The organism is Streptomyces sp. enrichment culture (assembly GCF_964273255.1).
GTDB lineage: Bacteria > Actinomycetota > Actinomycetes > Streptomycetales > Streptomycetaceae > Streptomyces.
Genome location: NZ_OZ186835.1, coordinates 6,759,054 through 6,776,865, shown reverse-complemented (window position 1 = coordinate 6,776,865; position 17,812 = coordinate 6,759,054). Strand labels below are relative to the sequence as shown.

The 17,812-nt window shown below is 75.5% G+C and carries 19 protein-coding genes; 10 read left to right on the top strand and 9 right to left on the bottom strand.

Going from position 1 to position 17,812, the window contains the following annotated elements:
• Window positions 1-7 precede the first annotated feature (7 nt).
• From ACSU53_RS29635 to ACSU53_RS29620, 4 genes are all read right to left on the bottom strand, one after another.
• Window positions 8-1,525 carry an FAD-dependent oxidoreductase gene (locus ACSU53_RS29635; protein WP_437033485.1) on the bottom strand — a complete coding sequence of 506 codons (1,518 nt, stop codon included), beginning with the start codon at window positions 1,523-1,525 and terminating at the stop codon, window positions 8-10.
• A gap of 56 nt (window positions 1,526-1,581) precedes the next feature.
• Window positions 1,582-2,361, bottom strand: a complete 780-nt coding sequence (locus ACSU53_RS29630) for a methyltransferase domain-containing protein (RefSeq protein WP_437032736.1) — start codon at window positions 2,359-2,361, stop codon at window positions 1,582-1,584.
• Window positions 2,358-3,587: a lycopene cyclase family protein gene (locus ACSU53_RS29625; RefSeq protein ID WP_437032734.1), complete on the bottom strand. Its 1,230-nt coding sequence runs from the start codon at window positions 3,585-3,587 to the stop codon at window positions 2,358-2,360. The genes ACSU53_RS29630 and ACSU53_RS29625 overlap by 4 nt, the downstream gene beginning before the upstream one ends.
• 620 nt (window positions 3,588-4,207) lie before the next feature.
• Window positions 4,208-5,248, bottom strand: a complete 1,041-nt coding sequence (locus ACSU53_RS29620; RefSeq protein ID WP_437032732.1) for a MerR family transcriptional regulator — start codon at window positions 5,246-5,248, stop codon at window positions 4,208-4,210.
• Between the two features lie 162 nt (window positions 5,249-5,410).
• Between ACSU53_RS29620 and ACSU53_RS29615 the strand changes: the two genes are divergently transcribed.
• The 4 genes from ACSU53_RS29615 (at window position 5,411) to ACSU53_RS29600 (ending at window position 8,235) form a co-directional block, all read left to right on the top strand.
• Entirely contained in the window at window positions 5,411-6,022 is a 612-nt protein-coding gene (locus tag ACSU53_RS29615) for an RNA polymerase sigma factor (protein ID WP_437032730.1), read from the top strand.
• A 134-nt stretch (window positions 6,023-6,156) separates the two neighbouring features.
• Window positions 6,157-6,990, top strand: a complete 834-nt coding sequence (locus ACSU53_RS29610; protein WP_437032728.1) for a DUF4397 domain-containing protein — start codon at window positions 6,157-6,159, stop codon at window positions 6,988-6,990.
• Window positions 6,983-7,639 carry a class F sortase gene (locus ACSU53_RS29605; RefSeq protein WP_437032726.1) on the top strand — a complete coding sequence of 219 codons (657 nt, stop codon included), beginning with the start codon at window positions 6,983-6,985 and terminating at the stop codon, window positions 7,637-7,639. The genes ACSU53_RS29610 and ACSU53_RS29605 overlap by 8 nt, the downstream gene beginning before the upstream one ends.
• Window positions 7,640-7,776: 137 nt before the next feature.
• Window positions 7,777-8,235, top strand: a complete 459-nt coding sequence (locus tag ACSU53_RS29600; protein WP_437032724.1) for a hypothetical protein — start codon at window positions 7,777-7,779, stop codon at window positions 8,233-8,235.
• 208 nt (window positions 8,236-8,443) lie between these two features.
• Here ACSU53_RS29600 and ACSU53_RS29595 read toward each other — a convergent pair whose 3' ends face one another.
• The gene (locus tag ACSU53_RS29595; protein ID WP_437032722.1) at window positions 8,444-8,776 is read right to left on the bottom strand and encodes a DUF3140 domain-containing protein; all 333 of its coding nucleotides are present in this window, start codon (window positions 8,774-8,776) and stop codon (window positions 8,444-8,446) included.
• A 5-nt stretch (window positions 8,777-8,781) separates the two neighbouring features.
• Window positions 8,782-9,009, bottom strand: a complete 228-nt coding sequence (locus tag ACSU53_RS29590; RefSeq protein ID WP_432056608.1) for a DUF2945 domain-containing protein — start codon at window positions 9,007-9,009, stop codon at window positions 8,782-8,784.
• Between the two features lie 20 nt (window positions 9,010-9,029).
• Here ACSU53_RS29590 and ACSU53_RS29585 point away from each other — a divergent pair, with 20 nt between their 5' ends.
• Window positions 9,030-9,485, top strand: coding sequence for a DUF4389 domain-containing protein (locus ACSU53_RS29585; protein ID WP_437032720.1), 456 nt, complete (start codon window positions 9,030-9,032; stop codon window positions 9,483-9,485).
• Between the two features lie 70 nt (window positions 9,486-9,555).
• Here the strand turns inward: ACSU53_RS29585 and ACSU53_RS29580 are convergent, their stop codons facing one another.
• Window positions 9,556-10,674 carry a serine hydrolase domain-containing protein gene (locus ACSU53_RS29580; RefSeq protein ID WP_437032718.1) on the bottom strand — a complete coding sequence of 373 codons (1,119 nt, stop codon included), beginning with the start codon at window positions 10,672-10,674 and terminating at the stop codon, window positions 9,556-9,558.
• Window positions 10,675-10,858: 184 nt separating this feature from the next.
• Here ACSU53_RS29580 and ACSU53_RS29575 point away from each other — a divergent pair, with 184 nt between their 5' ends.
• Window positions 10,859-11,524 (top strand): TetR/AcrR family transcriptional regulator, encoded by a 666-nt coding sequence (locus ACSU53_RS29575; protein WP_437032716.1) that lies wholly within the window; start codon window positions 10,859-10,861, stop codon window positions 11,522-11,524.
• 28 nt (window positions 11,525-11,552) lie between these two features.
• Here ACSU53_RS29575 and ACSU53_RS29570 read toward each other — a convergent pair whose 3' ends face one another.
• Window positions 11,553-12,389: an endonuclease/exonuclease/phosphatase family protein gene (locus ACSU53_RS29570; protein WP_437032714.1), complete on the bottom strand. Its 837-nt coding sequence runs from the start codon at window positions 12,387-12,389 to the stop codon at window positions 11,553-11,555.
• 249 nt (window positions 12,390-12,638) lie between these two features.
• Here ACSU53_RS29570 and ACSU53_RS29565 point away from each other — a divergent pair, with 249 nt between their 5' ends.
• Window positions 12,639-13,148 carry a hypothetical protein gene (locus tag ACSU53_RS29565; RefSeq protein WP_437032713.1) on the top strand — a complete coding sequence of 170 codons (510 nt, stop codon included), beginning with the start codon at window positions 12,639-12,641 and terminating at the stop codon, window positions 13,146-13,148.
• A 54-nt stretch (window positions 13,149-13,202) separates the two neighbouring features.
• Window positions 13,203-13,808, top strand: coding sequence for an N-acetyltransferase family protein (locus tag ACSU53_RS29560; RefSeq protein WP_437032711.1), 606 nt, complete (start codon window positions 13,203-13,205; stop codon window positions 13,806-13,808).
• On the opposite strand, the gene ACSU53_RS29555 is transcribed toward ACSU53_RS29560, so the two are convergent.
• Window positions 13,783-14,421, bottom strand: coding sequence for an HD domain-containing protein (locus ACSU53_RS29555; protein WP_437032709.1), 639 nt, complete (start codon window positions 14,419-14,421; stop codon window positions 13,783-13,785). The two genes, ACSU53_RS29560 and ACSU53_RS29555, sit on opposite strands and share 26 nt — an antisense overlap.
• Before the next feature lie 161 nt (window positions 14,422-14,582).
• On the opposite strand from ACSU53_RS29555, the gene ACSU53_RS29550 reads away from it, so the two are divergent.
• Together ACSU53_RS29550 and ACSU53_RS29545 are read left to right on the top strand one after the other, a co-directional pair.
• A complete protein-coding gene (locus tag ACSU53_RS29550; RefSeq protein ID WP_437032707.1) occupies window positions 14,583-15,593 on the top strand; it encodes a GlxA family transcriptional regulator in 1,011 nt (336 codons plus the stop codon).
• A 297-nt stretch (window positions 15,594-15,890) separates the two neighbouring features.
• The gene (locus ACSU53_RS29545) at window positions 15,891-17,606 is read left to right on the top strand and encodes a VanW family protein (RefSeq protein ID WP_437032706.1); all 1,716 of its coding nucleotides are present in this window, start codon (window positions 15,891-15,893) and stop codon (window positions 17,604-17,606) included.
• Window positions 17,607-17,812: the final 206 nt, after the last annotated feature.

The window sequence follows — 17,812 nt, the reverse complement described above, 5'->3', positions numbered from 1 at the left end:
CGGCGGCTCAGCGGCTCCGGGGGCGCGGCTCCCGCCTCCCGAGGGCGGCGAGGGCACGCAGGGCGGGGGAACGGCCCGCCCCGGGGACCGTCCACAGCACCTGGCCGCGGACGTCCCACGCTTCGAGCAGCGTGTTGGCGGCGAGGAATCCGGTGGTGGCGGCGCGTTCCATCAGGGCGACGGGGAGGTCGCAGCGGATGGCGTCGCCGGCCAGTGTCACCCGGGGGTGGGGGGTGCGCACGGTGGGCCGCCGGTGGTACGCACCGACGGGGAACAGCGGGCAGTCGGCGTGCCATTCGTGCCGTGCGTCGACCACGCGCGCCTCGCGTGTCTCCGGGTACACCTGGTGCAGCCGGTCCAGGAGCGTGCGCTGCGTCTTCTCGCGGTCGGCCGCCGGGTCGACGGCGTAGGCGTGCAGTTCCACCACCGATCCGCCCGTCCGGGCGGCCCAGCGGGCGGCCTCGCCCTCGTAGCGTTCCAGGACGCTGATGTTGTCGAGCCCGTCGTAGCCGCTGGTGCCGAGGAACCCGGCGCGGCCGTCGCGGACCGGGCGGTCCAGCCAGAGCCGGGAGACCAGGAACGGCGGCGCGGTGCGCAGGGCGGCGACGTCGTCGCGCCAGTCGGTGGTGCCCAGGCCGGGTGAGGCGGCGACGAGTGTGCGCAGGGCGCCGGGGTCGAGGGCGAGCACCGCGGCGTCGTGGCGGTCGCCTCCGATGTCCGTGTGCAGGTCCACTCCCCCGTCGTCGCGGGGCCGGACGGTGCGCAGGGGGGTCCCGGTGCGCACGTCGGCGCCCAGGCGGGCGAGGTAGTCGCCGAGCGGGTCCCACAGGGCCTGCGGGAAGGGCTCGTCGGGCACGTCGAAGAGCAGGCCCTCGGCGGAGCCGAGGAAGTAGATGTGGAACATCAGCAGCAGTTCCGCGGCGGACAGTTCGCGCGGGTCGGCGAAGAAGCTGCGGGAGAACACCTCGAACGCGAGGTGGTGGGCGGCCTCGGGGAAGCGGATCCCTTCGAGGAACCGGGTGGCGTTGATGCCGTCGAAGCGCTCGTAGACCTCGGGGACGCGGACGTCGAGGAGCGGCAGGGCCGCGCGGGCGTCCAGGTCGGCGAGGTCGCGCCAGCCGAAGGTGGGGCTGAGCGCGACGAAGCCGAGCGCGCTGAAGGGGGGTGTCCGGGGGACGCGGGCGAAGCTGTCGGTCAGGCCGCTGCTGTGGCGGAGGGGGTAGTCGGGCAGCGGGACGAGCCGGGTGAGGCCGGGGTCCGTGCGGCGCAGCAGGCCGCGCAGGTTGTAGTACTGGCGGAAGAAGGCGTGGAAGCCGCGGCTCATGGTCACCGGGGAGCCGTCGGCCAGGCGGGTGGGGTGCCCGGACAGGCGGCCCCCGAGGGCGTCACCGGCCTCGTAGAGGGTGACGCGGGCGCCCCGCTCCGCGAGCAGGGTGGCCGCGGCGAGGCCGGCGATCCCGCCGCCGGCGACGGCGACCCGGGGGGCGTCCGTACGGGTGAACCGGTCCCGGCCCGGTGCGGGCATGAGGACGTCGGCCTTGCGGTCGCGGCCGCGCCGGGGGACGGAGGGCGGGGGAACGGTCACGGGGTGGCCTCCTCGGCGGCGGGCCGGGCGGTGTCCGTGGAGCCCGTGGAGCCCGCCACGCGCTGGGGGCCCGGAGGGGTCCGGGCGAGGAACGTGTGCACGATGCCGGTCTGCCAGCCGGCGACGGGGGCGGCGCGCACCGCCGTGTAGCCCGCGCGGGCGAGGCGGTCGGTGAAGGCCGGCGCGGTGTCGAACTCCAGGACGCTGCGCCAGAGATGGCGGTACAGGGCGCGGTCGCCGGTGAGGGTGCCGGCGGGGATGACGACGCCCTGGCAGACGGCCGTCCACAGGGCGCGGTGCACGGGCGATCCGCTGAGGGTGTACTCGTGGACCGCGAGGCGCCCGCCGGGCCGCAGCAGCCCCCGGACAGCGCCGAGCACCCGGTCCGGGTCGGTGACGTTGCGGAACAGGTAGGCGGCGAAGACGGCGTCGAAGGGCCCCTCCCCCGCGGTCGCCACCTCCTCGGCGGTCAGGTGCAGGAACCGCACGTTCTCCGGCCAGGACTTCGTCAGGGCGCGCCGCAGCATGCCCGACGAGGCGTCGACGGCGGTGATGCGTGCCTTCGGCGCGGCCCGCAGCAGGGCCCGCGTCGAGGTGCCGGTGCCACAGCCGAGGTCGAGGACGTGCAGTCCGGCCCCGCCGTCCGGCAGCCGCAGCCGGCGTGCGGAGCGCAGCAGGTCGGTGCGGTAGCCGGGGTTGACGGCGGTGAGGCGGTCGTAGGTGTGCGACGCGTGGTCGAAGGCACGGGCCAGGTCGTGGTCCTGCAGCAGTGTCATGAGGTGCTGACTCCGGTCGGGGCGGGTGGGACGGGTCGGTGGCGGCGGGGCAGGAAGGGCAGTTCGACGGCGGTGCGGAGCATGGGCCCGACGGGGGTGCGCAGTCCGATGGTCCACTCCTCCCAGGGGGTGGTGGCGCCGTCGAGGAAGCGCAGCAGGCGTTCCGCGGGGGTGCGCCGGAACAGGCCCGTGAAGAACGCGGGACCGTCGACGCGTCCGGTGTCCAGGGCGCGCAGCATGATGGCGTCCATGGCGAGCGACCGGCGCCCGTGGGCCGCGGGGACGCGCACCCGGCCGTCGCGCAGGGCGGCGGCGATGGCCGCGCTCTGCCGCTGCACCGCGGCGAAGGTGTACCCGGTGGCGGGGCGGGTGGCGCCGCCCGCTGTGCCGATGCGGTGGTGGGAGGCGCCGGCGCGGCGGGGGAAGCGCGCGTCGGTCATGGGGATGACGCCCTGCTCGGCCGACTCCACGGTGTGGGTGCCCAGGCCCAGGACGTCGCGGGTGTAGTGGGCGAGGGCCGTCTCGTACGCCTCGGTGGTCAGCGGCGCGCGGGAGAACTCCGTGTACTCCACGAGCGCCCGGTCCGGTGCGAGGGGCAGGACGTAGCCGAAGGCCAGGCCGTGCGGCGGCTGGGGCACCCGGAAGTCCATGAGGTCGGCGACCTGAGGGTCGAACCGCTCCCGGTCCGTGCGCACGAACCAGCCCCGGAAGTGCTGCAGCAGCTGGGTCCGCGCGGGCGGCAGGGAGCGCAGCGGGCGGGAGTCGAACACGTGCCGGGCGTGCAGCGTCAGCGTGCGGCCCTCGGGGTCCGTGCACCGCACCTCGGCTCCGCCGGGCACGTCGCGCACCGTGCCGGCTGTCGCGCGCAGGACCTGTGCGCCGGGGGACGCGGCCAGCCGCTCGTGGACCAGGCGTTCGAAGGCGGTGGAGCGCAGCATGCGGTAGGTCAGCGGCGCCGGGTCGACGGTGACGGCGCGGCCGTCGGCGCCGTGGACGCGCAGCCGGGACCAGGAGGCGGTGACGGCCTCGTCGAAGTCCCCGGCGCCGCGCCGCTCCCAGTAGCACCACGTCCGCTCCGGGGGGCGCACCGGGCCGTCCGGCGCCTCCACCACGGTGACGGACGGGGATCCGTCCGCGGTGAGCCGGTGCGCGAGGCTGAGTCCGGCGGCGCCGCCCCCGAGGACGAGCACGTCACACGTGCGGGACGGGACGGCGGGCGCGGTCACCGCGCCCGCCGTACGCCGTCGGCGCAGGCGGGTGTCCGGCCGTCCCGGGCGGTGGCGCGCCCGGCGGCCGGGACGTCGAGGGGCCGGGGCGGCAGGGTGGGCGGGGCGCTGGGATCCACGGTCACTCCGGTGGACGGGGGCGGGGCGGGCAGTCGGCGGGGGCGGTGGGTCGGGGCGGCCAGGGGCCGGGGCGCACGGACGGAACGGTTCGGCCCCTCTTCGGCGGTCGGGGCGCCGGCGGATGCGCGGGCGCCGGTGGATGCGCGGGCGCCGGTGGATGCGCGAGGGCCGGTGGACGTGCTGGGACCCCCGGGTCGGTCAGAGCCGGTGGACGCGGGGGAGCCGGCGGACGTGCGGGGCGGCGACGCGTCGGCCGGGGAGGGCGGTGGTGCGGGCGGGACGCCCGTGAGCGGGGCGGGGGCCGCCGGGAGAGCGGGGGTGTGCGCCTTCTCGCCGTCGGCGCGGGCGCCGTACGGCGTTCCGCGGTGGACGACGTCCATGGCTCCTCCGTGGGTCGTGCCGGGCTGCGAACGAGGGTCCGGGTACCGCGAGCCCAGCGGATCACGCCCGGGCGGTGAAGGCCAGGAGCCACCACGGGCGCGCCCGCACCCGGGCCCGGGTCAGCCCTCCGTGAGGGACCGTGCGAGCGCGACCGCCTCCGCCAGGCCCGCCGGACGCGGGAGACCGGACACCCCCTGACCGGCCCAGCCGGGGCCCAGCGTCAGGACGGCCGCCTTCCGGCGGGCACCGCGCACACCCCACTCCATCGCGGCCACGTGCTGGGCCAGGGGCCGGCTCGCCGTGGTGCGGGACTGCGCCCACAGCCCCACCACCGCCGGCCCGGTCCTGCGCACGGCGGCGACGAGCGACTCCACGGGCAGCGCTCCCCCGAACATGCGGACCGGCAGGCCGTGTTCGGTCAGGGCGGCGGCCAGCGCCTCCAGCGGGAGGGTGTGGTTCTCCCCCGGCACGCAGGCCAGCACCGTGGTGGCGCCCGGCCGGTCGGCGACCACCGGCCGGGCGCTGCGGCGCAGGGCACCGGAGACGTGCCAGGACAGGAAGTGCTCGACCTCGACGTAGCGTTCGCCCGAGCTCTCCCACTTGCGTCCGACCGCCTGCAGCGTCGGCATGATCACCTCCGTCCAGGCGGCCACCAGACCGTGCTCGTCGATCGTGGTCTGCAGCAGGTGTTCCAGGGCCACCGCGTCGAGGCGCAGCGCGGCCCGGGCGATCCCCTTGCACTCCTGACGCACGTCGCCCAGGCGCAGTCCGCTGCCGGCCCGGCTGCGCGCCGCCGGCCGGGGGCCGGGCGACGCGGACGCCGGGCGCTCGCGGCGGGTGGGCGGCGGGCCCGGTGCGTCGCCGCGCGCGATCCGCGCGGCCTCGGCCGGGGGCACGCCCGTGGCCGTCAGGGCGCACATCCGCTCCAGCCGGGCCACGTCGGCGGCGGTCCAGCGGCGGTGCCGCCCGCCGGTGTGCGCGTCGGGGCCGAGGCCGTAGCGACGGTCCCAGGTGCGGACCGTGGTCGGTGCCACGCCGAGCCGCCGGGCCACCTCGCCCGTCGTCAGTCCCCCGCCGGGCGGTGCGTCGCCGCCGTCGGCGCCGTCGCGTCCGCCGGCCTCGGGCCGGACGTCCCCGGCGGTGTTCTGCTCCACGGTCATGCGTCCACTGTACGACGCACAAACGACGCATGTTGTCCGCGTCGTTTTGCGCGTCGAAGACTGACGCCATGCGCAGCGGCCACCGCGGCCCCCGGGGCGTCCGGTTCCGTCGGGAGGAGGCCGTCCACCGCGCACCTGACGCACGACAGGAGGAAGCGGGCCATGAGCACGAACACGCGCAGCACCGGCACCCTCGTCCCGCCGGTCGAGGAGACCCGGTGCGAGGACGAGCCGGCCCGCGGTCTGCGTGGCGCCGACGAGACGGCGTTCGCCGAGATGTACCGGCGCTGGGGCCCCCTGGTCCACACCATGGCCACCCGGTCGCTGGGCGACACCCACGAGGCCGAGGACGTGACCCAGCAGGTGTTCCTCGGCGCGTGGCGCGGCCGGAACGGCTTCCGGCCGGAGCGTGGACCGCTGGGCGCGTGGCTGGTCGGCATCACCCGCCGGAAGATCGTCGACGCCCTGGCCGCCCGCACGAAGCGGCTGGCGCTCGCGGACTCCGCGGGCCGGGCCGCCGCCGGCGCTCCCCCGCCGCCGGAGGCGGCCCCGGAGAGCGTGCTGGACCGGGTGCTCCTGGTGGACGCGTTGTCCCGGCTGCCCCGGCACCAGCGGGACGTGCTGTGCCTGGCCTTCTACGAGGACCTCACCCAGGCCCAGATCGCGGAACGCACCGGCATGCCGCTGGGCACCGTCAAGAGCCATGCCCGGCGCGGTCTGCACCGGCTGCGCGGGGCGATCGACCAGGGGCGCGCGCCCGCCCCGGACGCGTAGGCGCACGCCGCGAAGAGGTCCCCGGACCGCGCGGAAGACAAGGGGCGTTCCACGCATCCGCCGGAGCGTCCACGGCCGAAACACCCATGAGACTCCGCACGGTTGCGGGGACTCCGTCGGAAAGGACCTGTGACATGACTTCCCGTACCTCCCTCACCCTCGCCGCTTCGGCCGGAGCGTGCGCCCTCGCCCTCGGGGCCGCCGCACCCGCCCTGGCGGCCCCCGGCGACGACGGCAAGGCGAGGGTGTCCGTCTTCCACGGCATCCCCGGACTGACCGTGGACGTCTACGCCAACGGCGACGAACTGCTCGGCGACTTCGAGCCCGGCACGGTGACCGACCCTCAGGAGCTCGACGCCGGAACCTACGACATCAAGATCTTCGAAGCCGGCCAGGGGCCCGACGGCACCCCCGCGCTGGAGAAGAGGATCGAGGTGCCCGAGGGTGCCGACGCCACGGTCGCCGCCCACCTCGACGCCGACGGCGACCCCGAACTGACGACGTTCGTCAACGACGTGTCCGAGGTCGAGGCCGGCGCCTCCAGGCTGACGGTGCGTCACGTCGCCGCCGCACCCGCCGTCGACGTCCGTGCGGGCGGGGAGCCCGTCCTCACGGGCCTGGACAACCCGAAGGAGGCCACCACGGAGGTGGACGCCGGCACCGTGAACGCCGACGTGGTGCTGGCCGGCACCGACACCGTGGCCATCGGCCCGGCCGATCTCGGCCTCGCGGAGGGCACCACCCACATCGTCTACGCCTGGGGCAGCGCCGAGGACGACAACCTGGCGCTGAAGACCCAGACGCTCAGCGGCATGGCGTCCGCGCCCCAGGGCGTGCACGCGGGCGGCAGCGGCGCGGCGGTGGGCGGCAACAGCACCGACGCGTGGCTGGCCTGGGCCGTCGTGGCCGGCGCGGTGACGGTCACGACCGTCATGGTGTCCCGGCAGGTCGCCGGCCGGCGTGGCTGAGGGCGGCCGGTGGCGCGCGGGCGCGGCGGTGACGTCCGCCGTGCTGGCCGCCGCCCTCGGCCTGGCGTGCGGGGCACCGGAAACGGCCGCGCCGCCACCCGACTTCGGCCCGTCGGCGCCCGCGCGCGCCGCCCCATCGGCCGGGCCGTCGGAGTCGGCGGCGTCGGCCGGCCCGGACTCCGACGGGCCGCGCGAGGCAGCCCGGCCACGGCGGATCCTCGTGCCGAGGATCGGGCTCGACGCCCGGATCGAGCCGGTCGGCGTGTCCGGCGACGGCACCATGACCGTGCCGGAGGACCCGGCCGTGGCCGGCTGGTACCGCTTCGGCCCGGCGCCGGGTGCGGGCCGGGGATCGGCCGTACTGGCCGGACACGTGGACGACGAGACGGGCGACCTCGGTGCGTTCGCGGCGCTGTACGAGGTGCGGCGGGGCGACCGGGTCGAGGTGCGGCGCGGCGGAGCCGGCCCGGTCGTCCACCGCGTCGTGTCGCGCCGCACGGTCCCCCAGGACGAGCTCGACCCGTCCGTCTTCCGGCGGGAGGGCGACCCGGTCCTCACGCTCATCACCTGCGCCCCGCCGTTCCTGCCCGACCGGGGCGGCTATCAGTCCAACCTGGTCGTCACCGCGCTGCCGACCGGGGGGCCCTGACGCCGCATCGGACACGGGGCCGGCACGAGCGGTGCCCCCCCCCCGGGGGCGTCATTCCGGGCGTCATTCCGGGCGTCCTTCGGGGCGTCCTTCGGGGCGTCATCGAACACGAGGGACACAAGGGACAGGAGGGCACGGTGGCCCATGTCGAGCAGGCACGCCTGGTGGAGCTGGCGCTGGGGCACCCGGCCGACGGGGACGAAAGCGCCCTGCGGCACCTCGCGGAGTGCGGCCGCTGCCGGGAGGAACTGCGCTCCATGACCCGCGTGGTGGCCGCGGCCCGCGCGGCCGACGTCGTGGATCTGCCCACGGCGCCCCCGGAGCGCGTCTGGCGGCGCATCCTGCGGGAGGTGGCCGACGAGTCCGGTGCTCCGCCGTCCCCGGCGGGGCGGGCCGGGCGCCCGCCGGCCCGGGGCCTCGCGCCGGTGCGGGCCCGGGCGAGCGGTCGGGACGGACGGTCCCGCCGTCTCGCGGTGGGCGCCGCCCTCTGCGGGGCGGGGGTGCTCGTCGGCGTCGCCGCCCGCTGGGCCGCCGGGCGGCGACGGGCCCGCGACATGGCGACACGCGGACGGGGGCGGTCCGGAGGGTCCTGCTAGCCAGTGCGGGAGACGGCGCCGGGCACGGCGCACGGCCCGGGGGCAGGGTGGGTGGACCGGGTCTGCGGACCGGGTCGGCGGACCAGGGGGCGGAAGGCCGGCGGGCGACGGGCGGGCGGCGGCCGGCGGGCGAGGCAACCCCGGGACCCGGTGACCCGAGCCGGCTCGGCGGGGGGCGCCGTCCACGGCAGGGGCACAGCCGGGGCCGTCAGGCCAGCGGGTCGTGGCCCCAGTTCATCAGCGAGTACCTCCACCGGGACTCCCGTACGTCCCCCTCCGGCCGTTGGGCGAGGTGCCGGCGCACGTAGCCGACGACCTTGCGCATGTGCCGGTAGTCGTCGTCCGTGAGGTCGCCCTTGCGAGCACGCAGGATCTCCACGATCCGGCGGCCGGAGGCGTGGCCGGTCGACTCACCGCCGTCCTTGTGCTGACCGGCGTCCCGGGACTCGTCCGAGGCCAGCCACTTCTCCAGCTCGGCGGGCTTCATGTTGACCGCCTCGCGGAACGCGTCCCAGGTCTCGCCGCGCTCGTCCTCGTCCACCGGGCTCACTTCTTCCGGAGCGCGGACGGCTTGTGCACGGCCGACCGGCCGGACTTCTCACTGCGCACCTGGTACTGCGGATCGTCGGGCGAGGCGTCCACCGTCCGCCCGGCCGCCTCGGTGCGCTCGGTGATCTTCTTCTCGACCTCTCCCTCGGCCTCGCTGCCGTGACTGCTCCAGGCGACCTTGTCGCCCTTCTTGAGTTTCTTCCCCCCGCTGCGGCCCTTCGCCATGGTGTTCTCTCCCTCGTCGGATGCGGTGGACGATCTCCCTCCCACAGTGGGGGCTGCGCGACCGGTCCGCAGCTCGGCGGGCCCGCCGCCCTGCGCCCGGGCCGCCCCGTCCGTGCGGGACGGCTCCACGATTCCACCCGGCCCGGCTGGCGGCCGAGGTCGATGCTCCGCTGTCCCCCTGGCTGTGGCTGGTCAAGTGGCTGCCGGCCGTACCGCGCTACCCGGTCCTGGGCTTCTTCCTCGGCGGCGCCCGGATGGCCTGGTTCCCGGGCGGCCTGATCGGTCTGCTCGCCCTGTTCGTGGGGAACGCCCTGGCCTTCACCGGCCGCTGTCCGCGCGGCCTGTTCGACCTGCTGCTCGGCCTGAACCGCTGGGTGCTGCGCGTGGCGGCCTACGCGGCTCTCCTCACCGACGTCCACCCGCCCTTCCGGCTGGACCCGGGCGGCCGGGAACCGGACGCCCTGCCCGACCGGTGACCGGCGGCCCCGGTGACCGGGGCCGCCTCCTGTTCCCGGTCGGGCCGCCGCCGGGACGGGGCCGTGGCGGTCAGCCGTACATCGCCAGGTGGTGGAAGGCGGCGAGCGCCTCGTCGATGGGGTGGGGCCGCGGGCGGCCCGCGGCGTCGAGACGGTTCCAGCGCTGCAGGTTCACCGCGACGGACATCTGCCGCTGACCGTCGGCGCTGGTCATGGACAGGGTTCCGGCGCCCCAGACCGTGCCGCCGTGCCCCCAGAAGGTGTCCTGGCCGGGGGTCGCCGTCGGGTGCAGGCCGAGGCCGTAGTCGATCGTGCGGCCCTCCTGGGAGACGACCGGGACGGTGCGCCGCATCTCCGTCAGCGAGTCGGTGCCCACGATCTCGCCGGCCAGCAGCAGGCGGTAGAAGCGGTTGAGGTCCGAGACGGTCGATATCAGGGAGGCCGCGGGGCCCACCCACGACATGTCGTGCACACTGTGGTCGCGCGGCGGGTCGATCATGCCGAACCACTCCTCGTACATCCGTGAGTGCGGCCCGTCGACGGACGGCCCGGTGGGGAACCCGGTGTGCCGGAGCCCGGCGGGTTCGATGACGTCACGGGTGATGCACTGCTCGGCGGTGCTGCCGGTGACCTCCTCCAGCAGCCGGCCCAGGAGCAGGTAGTTGGTGTTGGAGTACAGGCCCGGGGTGCCGCCCGGGGAGCCGACGGCGGGCGCGTCGACCCCCATCCCGATCAGCTCGGCCGCGGCGAACCGTGTCAGGCGGTGCTCCTCCAGGCTCTCGGGCCCGGTCTCGGCGAGCGCGGGGAACGCCTTGAGCGACGGATAGGCGTACGGCAGGTACTCCGCGAGCGAACTGGTGTGGTTCAGGAGCATCCGGACGGTGATCGCCTCGCCGCGCGGCCCCGGCACCAGGTGCGGCAGGTACTGCCCGACGGGTGTGTCGAGGCCGATCCGGCCGGACTCGGCCTGCCGCAGGACCGCGGCGGCGGTGAAGGTCTTGGTGACGCTGCCGACACGGTGCCGCAGATCCGGGGTGACCGGGCGGCCGGTGTCGAGGTCGGCGACGCCCGCGGCGCCGCTCCAGATCTGATCGCCGTCGCGCACCTCGGCGAACAGGCCCGGTATCCCGGCCCGGTGCACGGCTTCCAGGGCGGTGTTCAGGGCCGCGGGGTCCAGTCGGGGCGTCATGTGCTGGTCCTCTCGTACGTCCGGGGCGGGCTCGGGCGGGCGTCTGCGACCCCGGGGACGGGGCGGGAAGCGGCGTGCGCCGTCCGCCTGCCGCAGCCGGTGCGGCTGCCATGCACTCCATTATGCACGCGGTGCGTGCAACACCAAGTGCATGGCTTAGGATGAGGCCGGCGAAGGGAGTGGCATGGCAGCCAGAAGGCGCTGGACGAGCGAGGAGATCCTGGACGCGGCGGCGGATCTGCTGCGCGCGGAGGGCGACGCGGAGTCGTTCAGCGTGCGCAAGCTGGCCGCGGTGCTCGGCACCGACTCCTCCAGCCTGTACCGGCACTTCCGCAGCAAGACGGAACTGCTGCGCGCGGTCGCCGACCGGATCCTGCTCGGCGCCATGGACGACCACCGTCCCGAGGGCGACTGGAAGCAGCGCCTGACCGCGCTGGCCCTGCGGGTGCGCGAGACCTTCGGCCGGCAGCCCCAGCTGGCGGCGGTCTGGGCACGGTACGCCTCGGGTGGGACCGGCTCCCGGCTCGTCATGGAAGAGGTGCTGCAGGCGCTGCGCGCGTCGGGACTGCCCGAGGAGGAGATCCCGGTGCGGTATCACCGGCTCGCGGTCCTCATCGTCTCGCTGATCGCCTCCGAGGCCGCGATCGGCAGCGTCGGTGCCGAGGAGCACGAGCAGGGCATGGAGCTGTTCCGTGTCGCGGTGCTCGGCGCGGACCCCGAACGCTTCCCGGCGCTGGCCCACTTCGCCCGTGAGGTGCCTCCCCTCGGGGCTGACCGCGGCGCCGCGTTCGAGGAGATCCTCGGCGCCCACCTCGCGGACATCGAGGCCGCCGTCTCCGCCGCCCGCTGACGGCGCCCGGGACGGCGGCGGGGCCGTCTCAGGCCGGCTCGACGTCCGCGTACAGCAGGTGGTGGTCGGAGTACGCGGACGCCTGGACCCGGTGCCTCAGCGGGGCCAGCCCCCGCAGGAAGACGTAGTCGAACTTGCTGTGCCAGTCGGTGGTCGGCTTGCAGGTGCCTGCGGGCAGGGGGCGGCAGTGCGGGTCCACGTCCTCGGCCAGTTCCCAAATCCCGGCCAGTTCGGGCGCGTCGGGCACGGCGTTGAGGTCGCCGAGGACGATCGCACGGTCGTGCCGCGCGACGGCGGCGGCGAGCACGCGGGCCTGTTCCGCCCGGACCTCCTCCTGACGGCGTTCGGCGAGATGGGTGTTGAAGACGCGGACGGCCCTGCCGCCCACCGTGGTGGTCACGGCGGTGTAGCCGCGGTCCTCGGAGCCGCCGTCGGGGTACTCCACCGTGACGGCGTCCGTCATCGGCGCCGCCGACAGGATGGCCTGCCCGAACTGCCCCGGGCGCCACGGCGCTCCCCCGCAGCGGCTCCAGTTGCGCAGGACGGGCCCGTACTCGACGTGGTAGTCCAGGCCGTGCAGCCGCTCCAGGTGGTCCCGGACGGCCTTGACGTCGCGTACGCAGGCCTCCTGCAGGCCGACGACCTGGGGCGCGTACCGGGCGATCTCCGCGGCCCGGTCGGTGTTGGCGGTGTCGCAGGGGTTGCAGAGGTTCCACGTCATGACCCGGTTCGGGACGGCGTCCCGGGCGTCCGGGGCCGGAGCGGTGCCGGCGAAGAGGCTGCCGCCCGGGGCGCTGGGGCCGATCAGCGCGGCGCAGGCGAGGATCACGGCGCCCGCGAGCACCCGCGTCCCCCTACCGAGCACCGTCGCCTCCTCCGTGCGGACACCCCTGGCTGGTTACATCGTGCCGCATGGGGCCGCCGGACGCGCGGTCCACCCCGTCCTCGCTCCCCGGCCCACTCGCCCCGGCTCCCCCACCCGCCCCGTACGGCGCCCGCCGCGCGCCCCCGGCGGCGGCGCGCACGGCGCGGTGAGCGCGTGCGCCACCCGGTAAGCTTCGCCCGCTGCCCCCGGACTGACATCGGGTCACTTCCCGGCGGGCATGTCTGGAACATGTCCCCTCACGCAACGGCAACGCCCGGAGTGCAGGTGTGCTCGCTCAAGCGGGCCACGCCGCAGTCGATACCCGCCAACAGCCCGTACACCGTCGTCCGGTTCCCGTTCGGCTCCGCGGAGTCCAGCGACCGGTTCACCATGCACCAGGTCAACCAGCCGGACGGCTACGTGGTCACCAGCTGGGACACCGACGACCGGTCGGGGCTCATATGGCCCAGCACCGCGGGCTGGGGCACGCTGTACGCGATGATCCAGTGGGAGGCCGGCGGCTACGACGAACTGCGGGACCAGTTCGTCCGCGACCCCTTGGGGCTCACACCCTCGCCCAACGACACCACGGCGACGGAACACCGGCCGCCGAGCCCCGGCATGCAGTGCTGGACCAAGCAGTGGGGCATCTTCGTCGACCCGGCCGTGCCCCTGGCGCTGCGCGCCACCCACGACGCCGGGGTGGCGCGCGACATCGTGCTGGCCGAGTTCAAGCTGGTCATCCACGAGGCCGCCTGACGGCTCCGGCACGGCGGACGGCGGGGCCAGTCCGTGGCCACGGGGGCCGCGTGGATGCTTCCATACCGCCATGCAGAGGGGAGCGCTTCCGGTGCCGGTACCCGTCCCGTCGTCCGCCGGCGGACGCCGCCCGACGTGGGCGCGTGCGTGCGGGTGCTCGGGGAGGTGCACCGGAGCGACGGCTACCCGGTGAACCGGCCCCGGTCGCCCCGGGCGTGGCTCACCGGCGGGGCGCTCGTCTCCGCCCGGGTGGCCGAGAGCGACGGCCGGGTGTCCGGCCACGTCGCCCTGTCCCGCAGCGGAGCGGGGGACGCGGCCCCCGGGCTGTGGAGTGCCCGTACGGGCGCCGACGCCGGCGCGGCCGCCGTGGTCGGCCGGCTGTTCGTGGACCCGCGGGCCCGCGGCCGGGGCACCGGCGTGCTGCTCATGGCGCAGGCGGTGGCCGAGGCCCGCCGCCGCGGCCTGCATCCGGTGCTCGACGTGCCGGCGTCCGACACCGCGACGGTGGCCCTCCACGAGCGGCTGGGCCGGCGGCCGCTGGGCACGGTCGAGCAGGAGTGGGGTCCCCGGCTCACGGTGACCGTCCGGTGCTTCGCGGCACCGCCCGACGCGGCCGCCGGGCCTGCCCCGGGGGCTACTCGGGCCAGGCGGAGTTCTTGACGACCTCGACGAAGTCCCCGCGCACGAACCCCGGGACGAAGTGCGCGAGCACGTCCGCCTTGACGTTGCCGAAGGCGGTGTCGGGGCGGTCCTTGATGCCCTCCGTGAAGGCGGCCAGGATCCGGTTCTTGAAGTCCGGGCGGGGGTGCGCGGCGACCACGGCGGCCCGCTCCTCGTCGGAGACGGCCGGGTAGCCGATCCCCAGCACGTCCAGCTCCACTCCCCGGGTGACCAGGGCGATCTCGGGGGCCATGTGCAGCGGGATCTCCGGGGTGGTGTGCAGCGCGATGGCCGTCCAGACCCGGTCGGCCTCCTCGCCGGTGACACCGTGGGCATGCAGGAAGCGCCGCGCCTCGTCGGCGCCGTCGATCTCGAACCGCTGGTCGGTGCGGCGGAACCGCTCCGTCAGGCCGAGGTCGTGGAACATCGCCCCGACGTAGAGCAGCTCCGCATCGAAGTTCAGGCCCTGCTCGCGCCCGCGCAGCGCTCCCCACAGGAACACCCGCCGGGAGTGGTCGAACAGCAGGGGTGAGGCGGCCTCACGCATCAGCTCGGTCGCCTCCCGGGCCAGCGCGCTGTCCGGGATCCGTACGCCCGCGATGGTCTCACTCATGTCGTCTCTCCACTTCCTCGTCTCGGCCCCTCTTCCAGGGTCGTGGAGCCCGTACGATGGCGCCATGTCCTTCCTGCCAGACGATCCTCGGATCCGGACATCCCGGGGCCGGGGAGCCGCCCGCCCGGGCCGTCCGCGCCCGGCATCGGGGTGACCCGCGCATGACGCACCGCGTGGGTTTCGTGGTGTTCGACGGGGTGACCCTGCTGGACGTCAGCGGCCCCGCCGAGGTCCTGCACCAGGCGGGCCGGCTCGGCCACCGCTACGACCTGGTCCTGGTGTCCGCGCGCGGCGGCGGGGTCAGGACGTCGACGGGGATGCCGCTGAGCGGCACGGTGACGGCGGCCGAGGCCGGTCCGGTCGACACGCTGCTCGTGGCCGGTGGCGACCGCCTGGCCGAGCAGCCGGTCGAGGAGGAGCTGCTGGCGACGGCCCGTGCCCTGGCCGCGCCCGCCGGGCGGGTCGCCTCGGTGTGCACCGGCGCCTTCGTGCTGGCGGACCTCGGGCTGCTCGACGGCCGCCGGGCCACCACGCACTGGCGGCACGCCGGGACCCTGGCCCGGCGCCACCCGCGGGTGCGTGTCGAACCGGACGCGATCCACGTCCGGGACGGGCGCTTCATCACCTCCGCCGGCATCAGCGCGGGCATCGACCTGAGCCTGGCCCTCGTCGAGGACGACCACGGCGCGGACGCGGCCCGCCACATCGCGCGCGAGCTGGTCGTCTTCCTGCAGCGCCCGGGCGGCCAGTCGCAGTTCACCACCGCCACCGCCCCGCCCACCGGGAACGCCATGCTGCGGCCCCTGATCGAGGCGGTGCTGGCCGACCCGGCGGCCGGCCACGACCTGGCGTCCATGGCCCGCGCGGCGGCCGTCAGCCCCCGGCACCTGACCCGGCTGTTCCACACCGAGCTGGGCACCACGCCCGCCCGCTGGGTCGAGCGGGTCCGCCTCAGCCGGGCCCAGCAGCTCCTCCTGGACGGCCACAGCGTCACCTCGGCGGCCCGGCACAGCGGCTTCGGCAGCGACGAGACGCTCCGCCGCGTCTTCGCCCGCCACCTCGGCACCACCCCCGGCGCCTACCGCCAGCGCTTCGCCACGACGGGATCGGCCCGGACGGCGGCCGCCACGGGATCGGCCCGGACGGCGGCCGCCGCGCCCGGCCCTCGGTGACGCGGCGCCGGTGACGCGGTCCCCGGTGACGTCGGCCCGTCGGGGCCCGGGAGCGCTCCCCTCCGCCGGCCGCCCCGAGCGGCTGTGAAGGCCCTCACAGCCGACTGTGACCACCCTCACATCCCGGACCTCCCGGCCCTGGGTAGAGCGGCGAGCGCGCCGCGGGCCCGCTCCGGGAGGGTCCGGGGTGACCTGGGGCATACCCGGCCGATGCCTCGTTGCGCCTACCTTGGTGTGATTGCCCCGTACGTGGCGTCGTGCCGGGGTGCACCACCGTGTCGATCGTCCAGGAGACCCATGCGCCCCCGCATACCCTCCGTCCGCCGCCCCGCGGCCGTCCCCGCGCTCGCCGTGACCGGCGGGGCGCTCGCCCTCGGATTCGGCGGGCTGTATCTCACGGGGCTCCTCCTCGCGGGCGGGCAGATCGAGTCCGGGACGACGGTGCGCGGGGTGGACATCGGAGGGCTGAGCGCCGAGGAGGCCACCCGGAAGCTGGACCGGCACCTCACGCCCGTCGCCTCCCGCGAGCTCCCCGTGTCGGTCGGCGACCGCACAGGGACGGTCGTCCCCCGGGAGGCCGGGCTGACCTTCGACATCCCCGGCACCGTGGACCGCGCCGCGCACACCGGCTCCGACCCGGTCAGCGTCATCGGGGCCCTGTTCCGCTCCGGCGGTGACATCGAGCCCGCCGTGGCCACCGACGAGGACGCCTCACGCGCGGCCCTGCGCTCGCTCGCCGAGGAGCTGGACCGGAAGGTGCGCGAGGGGGGCGTGACGTTCGCCGACGGCGAGGTCAACGCGATCGCGCCGCGCGCCGGCCATGCCCTGGACGTCGACGCCGCCGTGGACACCCTGCGCGACTCCTTCCAGCGGGGCACCGACACGGTGACCGCCCTGCCCGCACGCGAGACGCGGCCGAAGGTCACTGCGGCGGAGGTGGAGCGCGCGGTGCGCGAGTTCGCCCGGCCGGCCATGTCGGCGCCCGTCACCCTCACCGCCGGCGACCAGCGGTTCCCGATCCCCCCGAAGGTGCTGGGCGAGCATCTGAGCATGCGGCCCGACGACGGCGGCAGGCTCACGCCCCGGCTGGACGAGAAGGGCCTGCGGGCCGCCCCGGCCGTGGCCCGCCCCCTGGCGGAGCTCACCACCACGCCCCGCAACGCCACGCTGCGGGTCGACGGGGACCGCGTCGTCGTGGCCGACCGCGGCCGGACCGGTGTGCGGGTCGAGGACAAGGCCCTCGGCAAGGCCGTACTGCCCCTGCTCACCGAGTCGGGTGCCGACCGCACCGGCGAACTCGCCACGCGGCGCACCGAACCGGAACTGACCCCCGAGAAGGTGGCCCGGCTGGGCCTGAAGGAGAAGGTGTCCTCGTACACCGTCACCTTCGAGCCGGCCGCCTACCGCACCCAGAACATCGGCCGTGCCGCGGAGCTCATCAACGGCTCCCTCGTGATGCCCGGCGAGACCTGGAGCTTCAACCGGACCGTCGGTGAACGCACCGAGGCCAACGGGTTCGGCGACGGCGTCATCATCCTGAACGACAAGTACACCAAGGCGCCGGGCGGCGGCGTCTCCTCCGTGGCCACGACCATGTTCAACGCGATGTTCTTCGCCGGTGTGCGGCCCGTCGAGTACGGCGCCCACTCCTTCTACATCGAGCGCTACCCCGAGGGCCGGGAGGCCACCGTGGCCTGGGGCAGCCTCGACCTGAAGTTCGCCAACGACTCCGGCAACGCCCTGTACATCCAGGCCCGGGCGACCGACACGTCCGTGACCATCACCTTCTTCGGCACCAAGAAGTACGACGAGATCAAGTCGGTGACCGGTCCCCGCCGCAACGTGGTGGAACCGAAGCAGAAGGTGAGCACCGACAAGGAGTGCGTGCCGCAGACCCCGCTGGAGGGCTTCGACGTCACGGTGGAGCGGGTCTTCCTCGACGACGGCCGGGAAGTGAAGCGGCAGCCCTTCCACACCCACTACACCCCGCGCGACGAGATCGTCTGCGAGTAGGCCGCCGGCCGCTGCCGCGACGGAACGGCTCGGCGAGAGCCGCGTGTCCGCCGGGGCCGGAAAACACGAAAGGCAAGGAGTCGCCCGCTCCTTGCCACTCTCAACGTATAGCGCACCGGGGGGCTTGCGGCAAGACCCCCGGTGTCCCGCAGAATGGCCGACCTACGCCCGGAACGGCGGAAAATTTCGCTTCGCTACCTTCGCGG

Coding starts and splice junctions, on each gene's coding strand:
- ACSU53_RS29615 (WP_437032730.1), top strand. CDS start 5,411: ATGAGCACGAACACGCGCAGCACCGGCACCCTCGTCCCGCCGGTCGAG.
- ACSU53_RS29575 (WP_437032716.1), top strand. CDS start 10,859: ATGGCAGCCAGAAGGCGCTGGACGAGCGAGGAGATCCTGGACGCGGCG.
- ACSU53_RS29545 (WP_437032706.1), top strand. CDS start 15,891: ATGCGCCCCCGCATACCCTCCGTCCGCCGCCCCGCGGCCGTCCCCGCG.
- ACSU53_RS29565 (WP_437032713.1), top strand. CDS start 12,639: ATGTCCCCTCACGCAACGGCAACGCCCGGAGTGCAGGTGTGCTCGCTC.
- ACSU53_RS29555 (WP_437032709.1), bottom strand. CDS start 14,421: ATGAGTGAGACCATCGCGGGCGTACGGATCCCGGACAGCGCGCTGGCC.
- ACSU53_RS29585 (WP_437032720.1), top strand. CDS start 9,030: ATGCGGTGGACGATCTCCCTCCCACAGTGGGGGCTGCGCGACCGGTCC.
- ACSU53_RS29635 (WP_437033485.1), bottom strand. CDS start 1,525: ATGCCCGCACCGGGCCGGGACCGGTTCACCCGTACGGACGCCCCCCGG.
- ACSU53_RS29560 (WP_437032711.1), top strand. CDS start 13,203: ATGCTTCCATACCGCCATGCAGAGGGGAGCGCTTCCGGTGCCGGTACC.
- ACSU53_RS29630 (WP_437032736.1), bottom strand. CDS start 2,361: ATGACACTGCTGCAGGACCACGACCTGGCCCGTGCCTTCGACCACGCG.
- ACSU53_RS29580 (WP_437032718.1), bottom strand. CDS start 10,674: ATGACGCCCCGACTGGACCCCGCGGCCCTGAACACCGCCCTGGAAGCC.
- ACSU53_RS29550 (WP_437032707.1), top strand. CDS start 14,583: ATGACGCACCGCGTGGGTTTCGTGGTGTTCGACGGGGTGACCCTGCTG.
- ACSU53_RS29610 (WP_437032728.1), top strand. CDS start 6,157: ATGACTTCCCGTACCTCCCTCACCCTCGCCGCTTCGGCCGGAGCGTGC.
- ACSU53_RS29620 (WP_437032732.1), bottom strand. CDS start 5,248: ATGACCGTGGAGCAGAACACCGCCGGGGACGTCCGGCCCGAGGCCGGC.
- ACSU53_RS29590 (WP_432056608.1), bottom strand. CDS start 9,009: ATGGCGAAGGGCCGCAGCGGGGGGAAGAAACTCAAGAAGGGCGACAAG.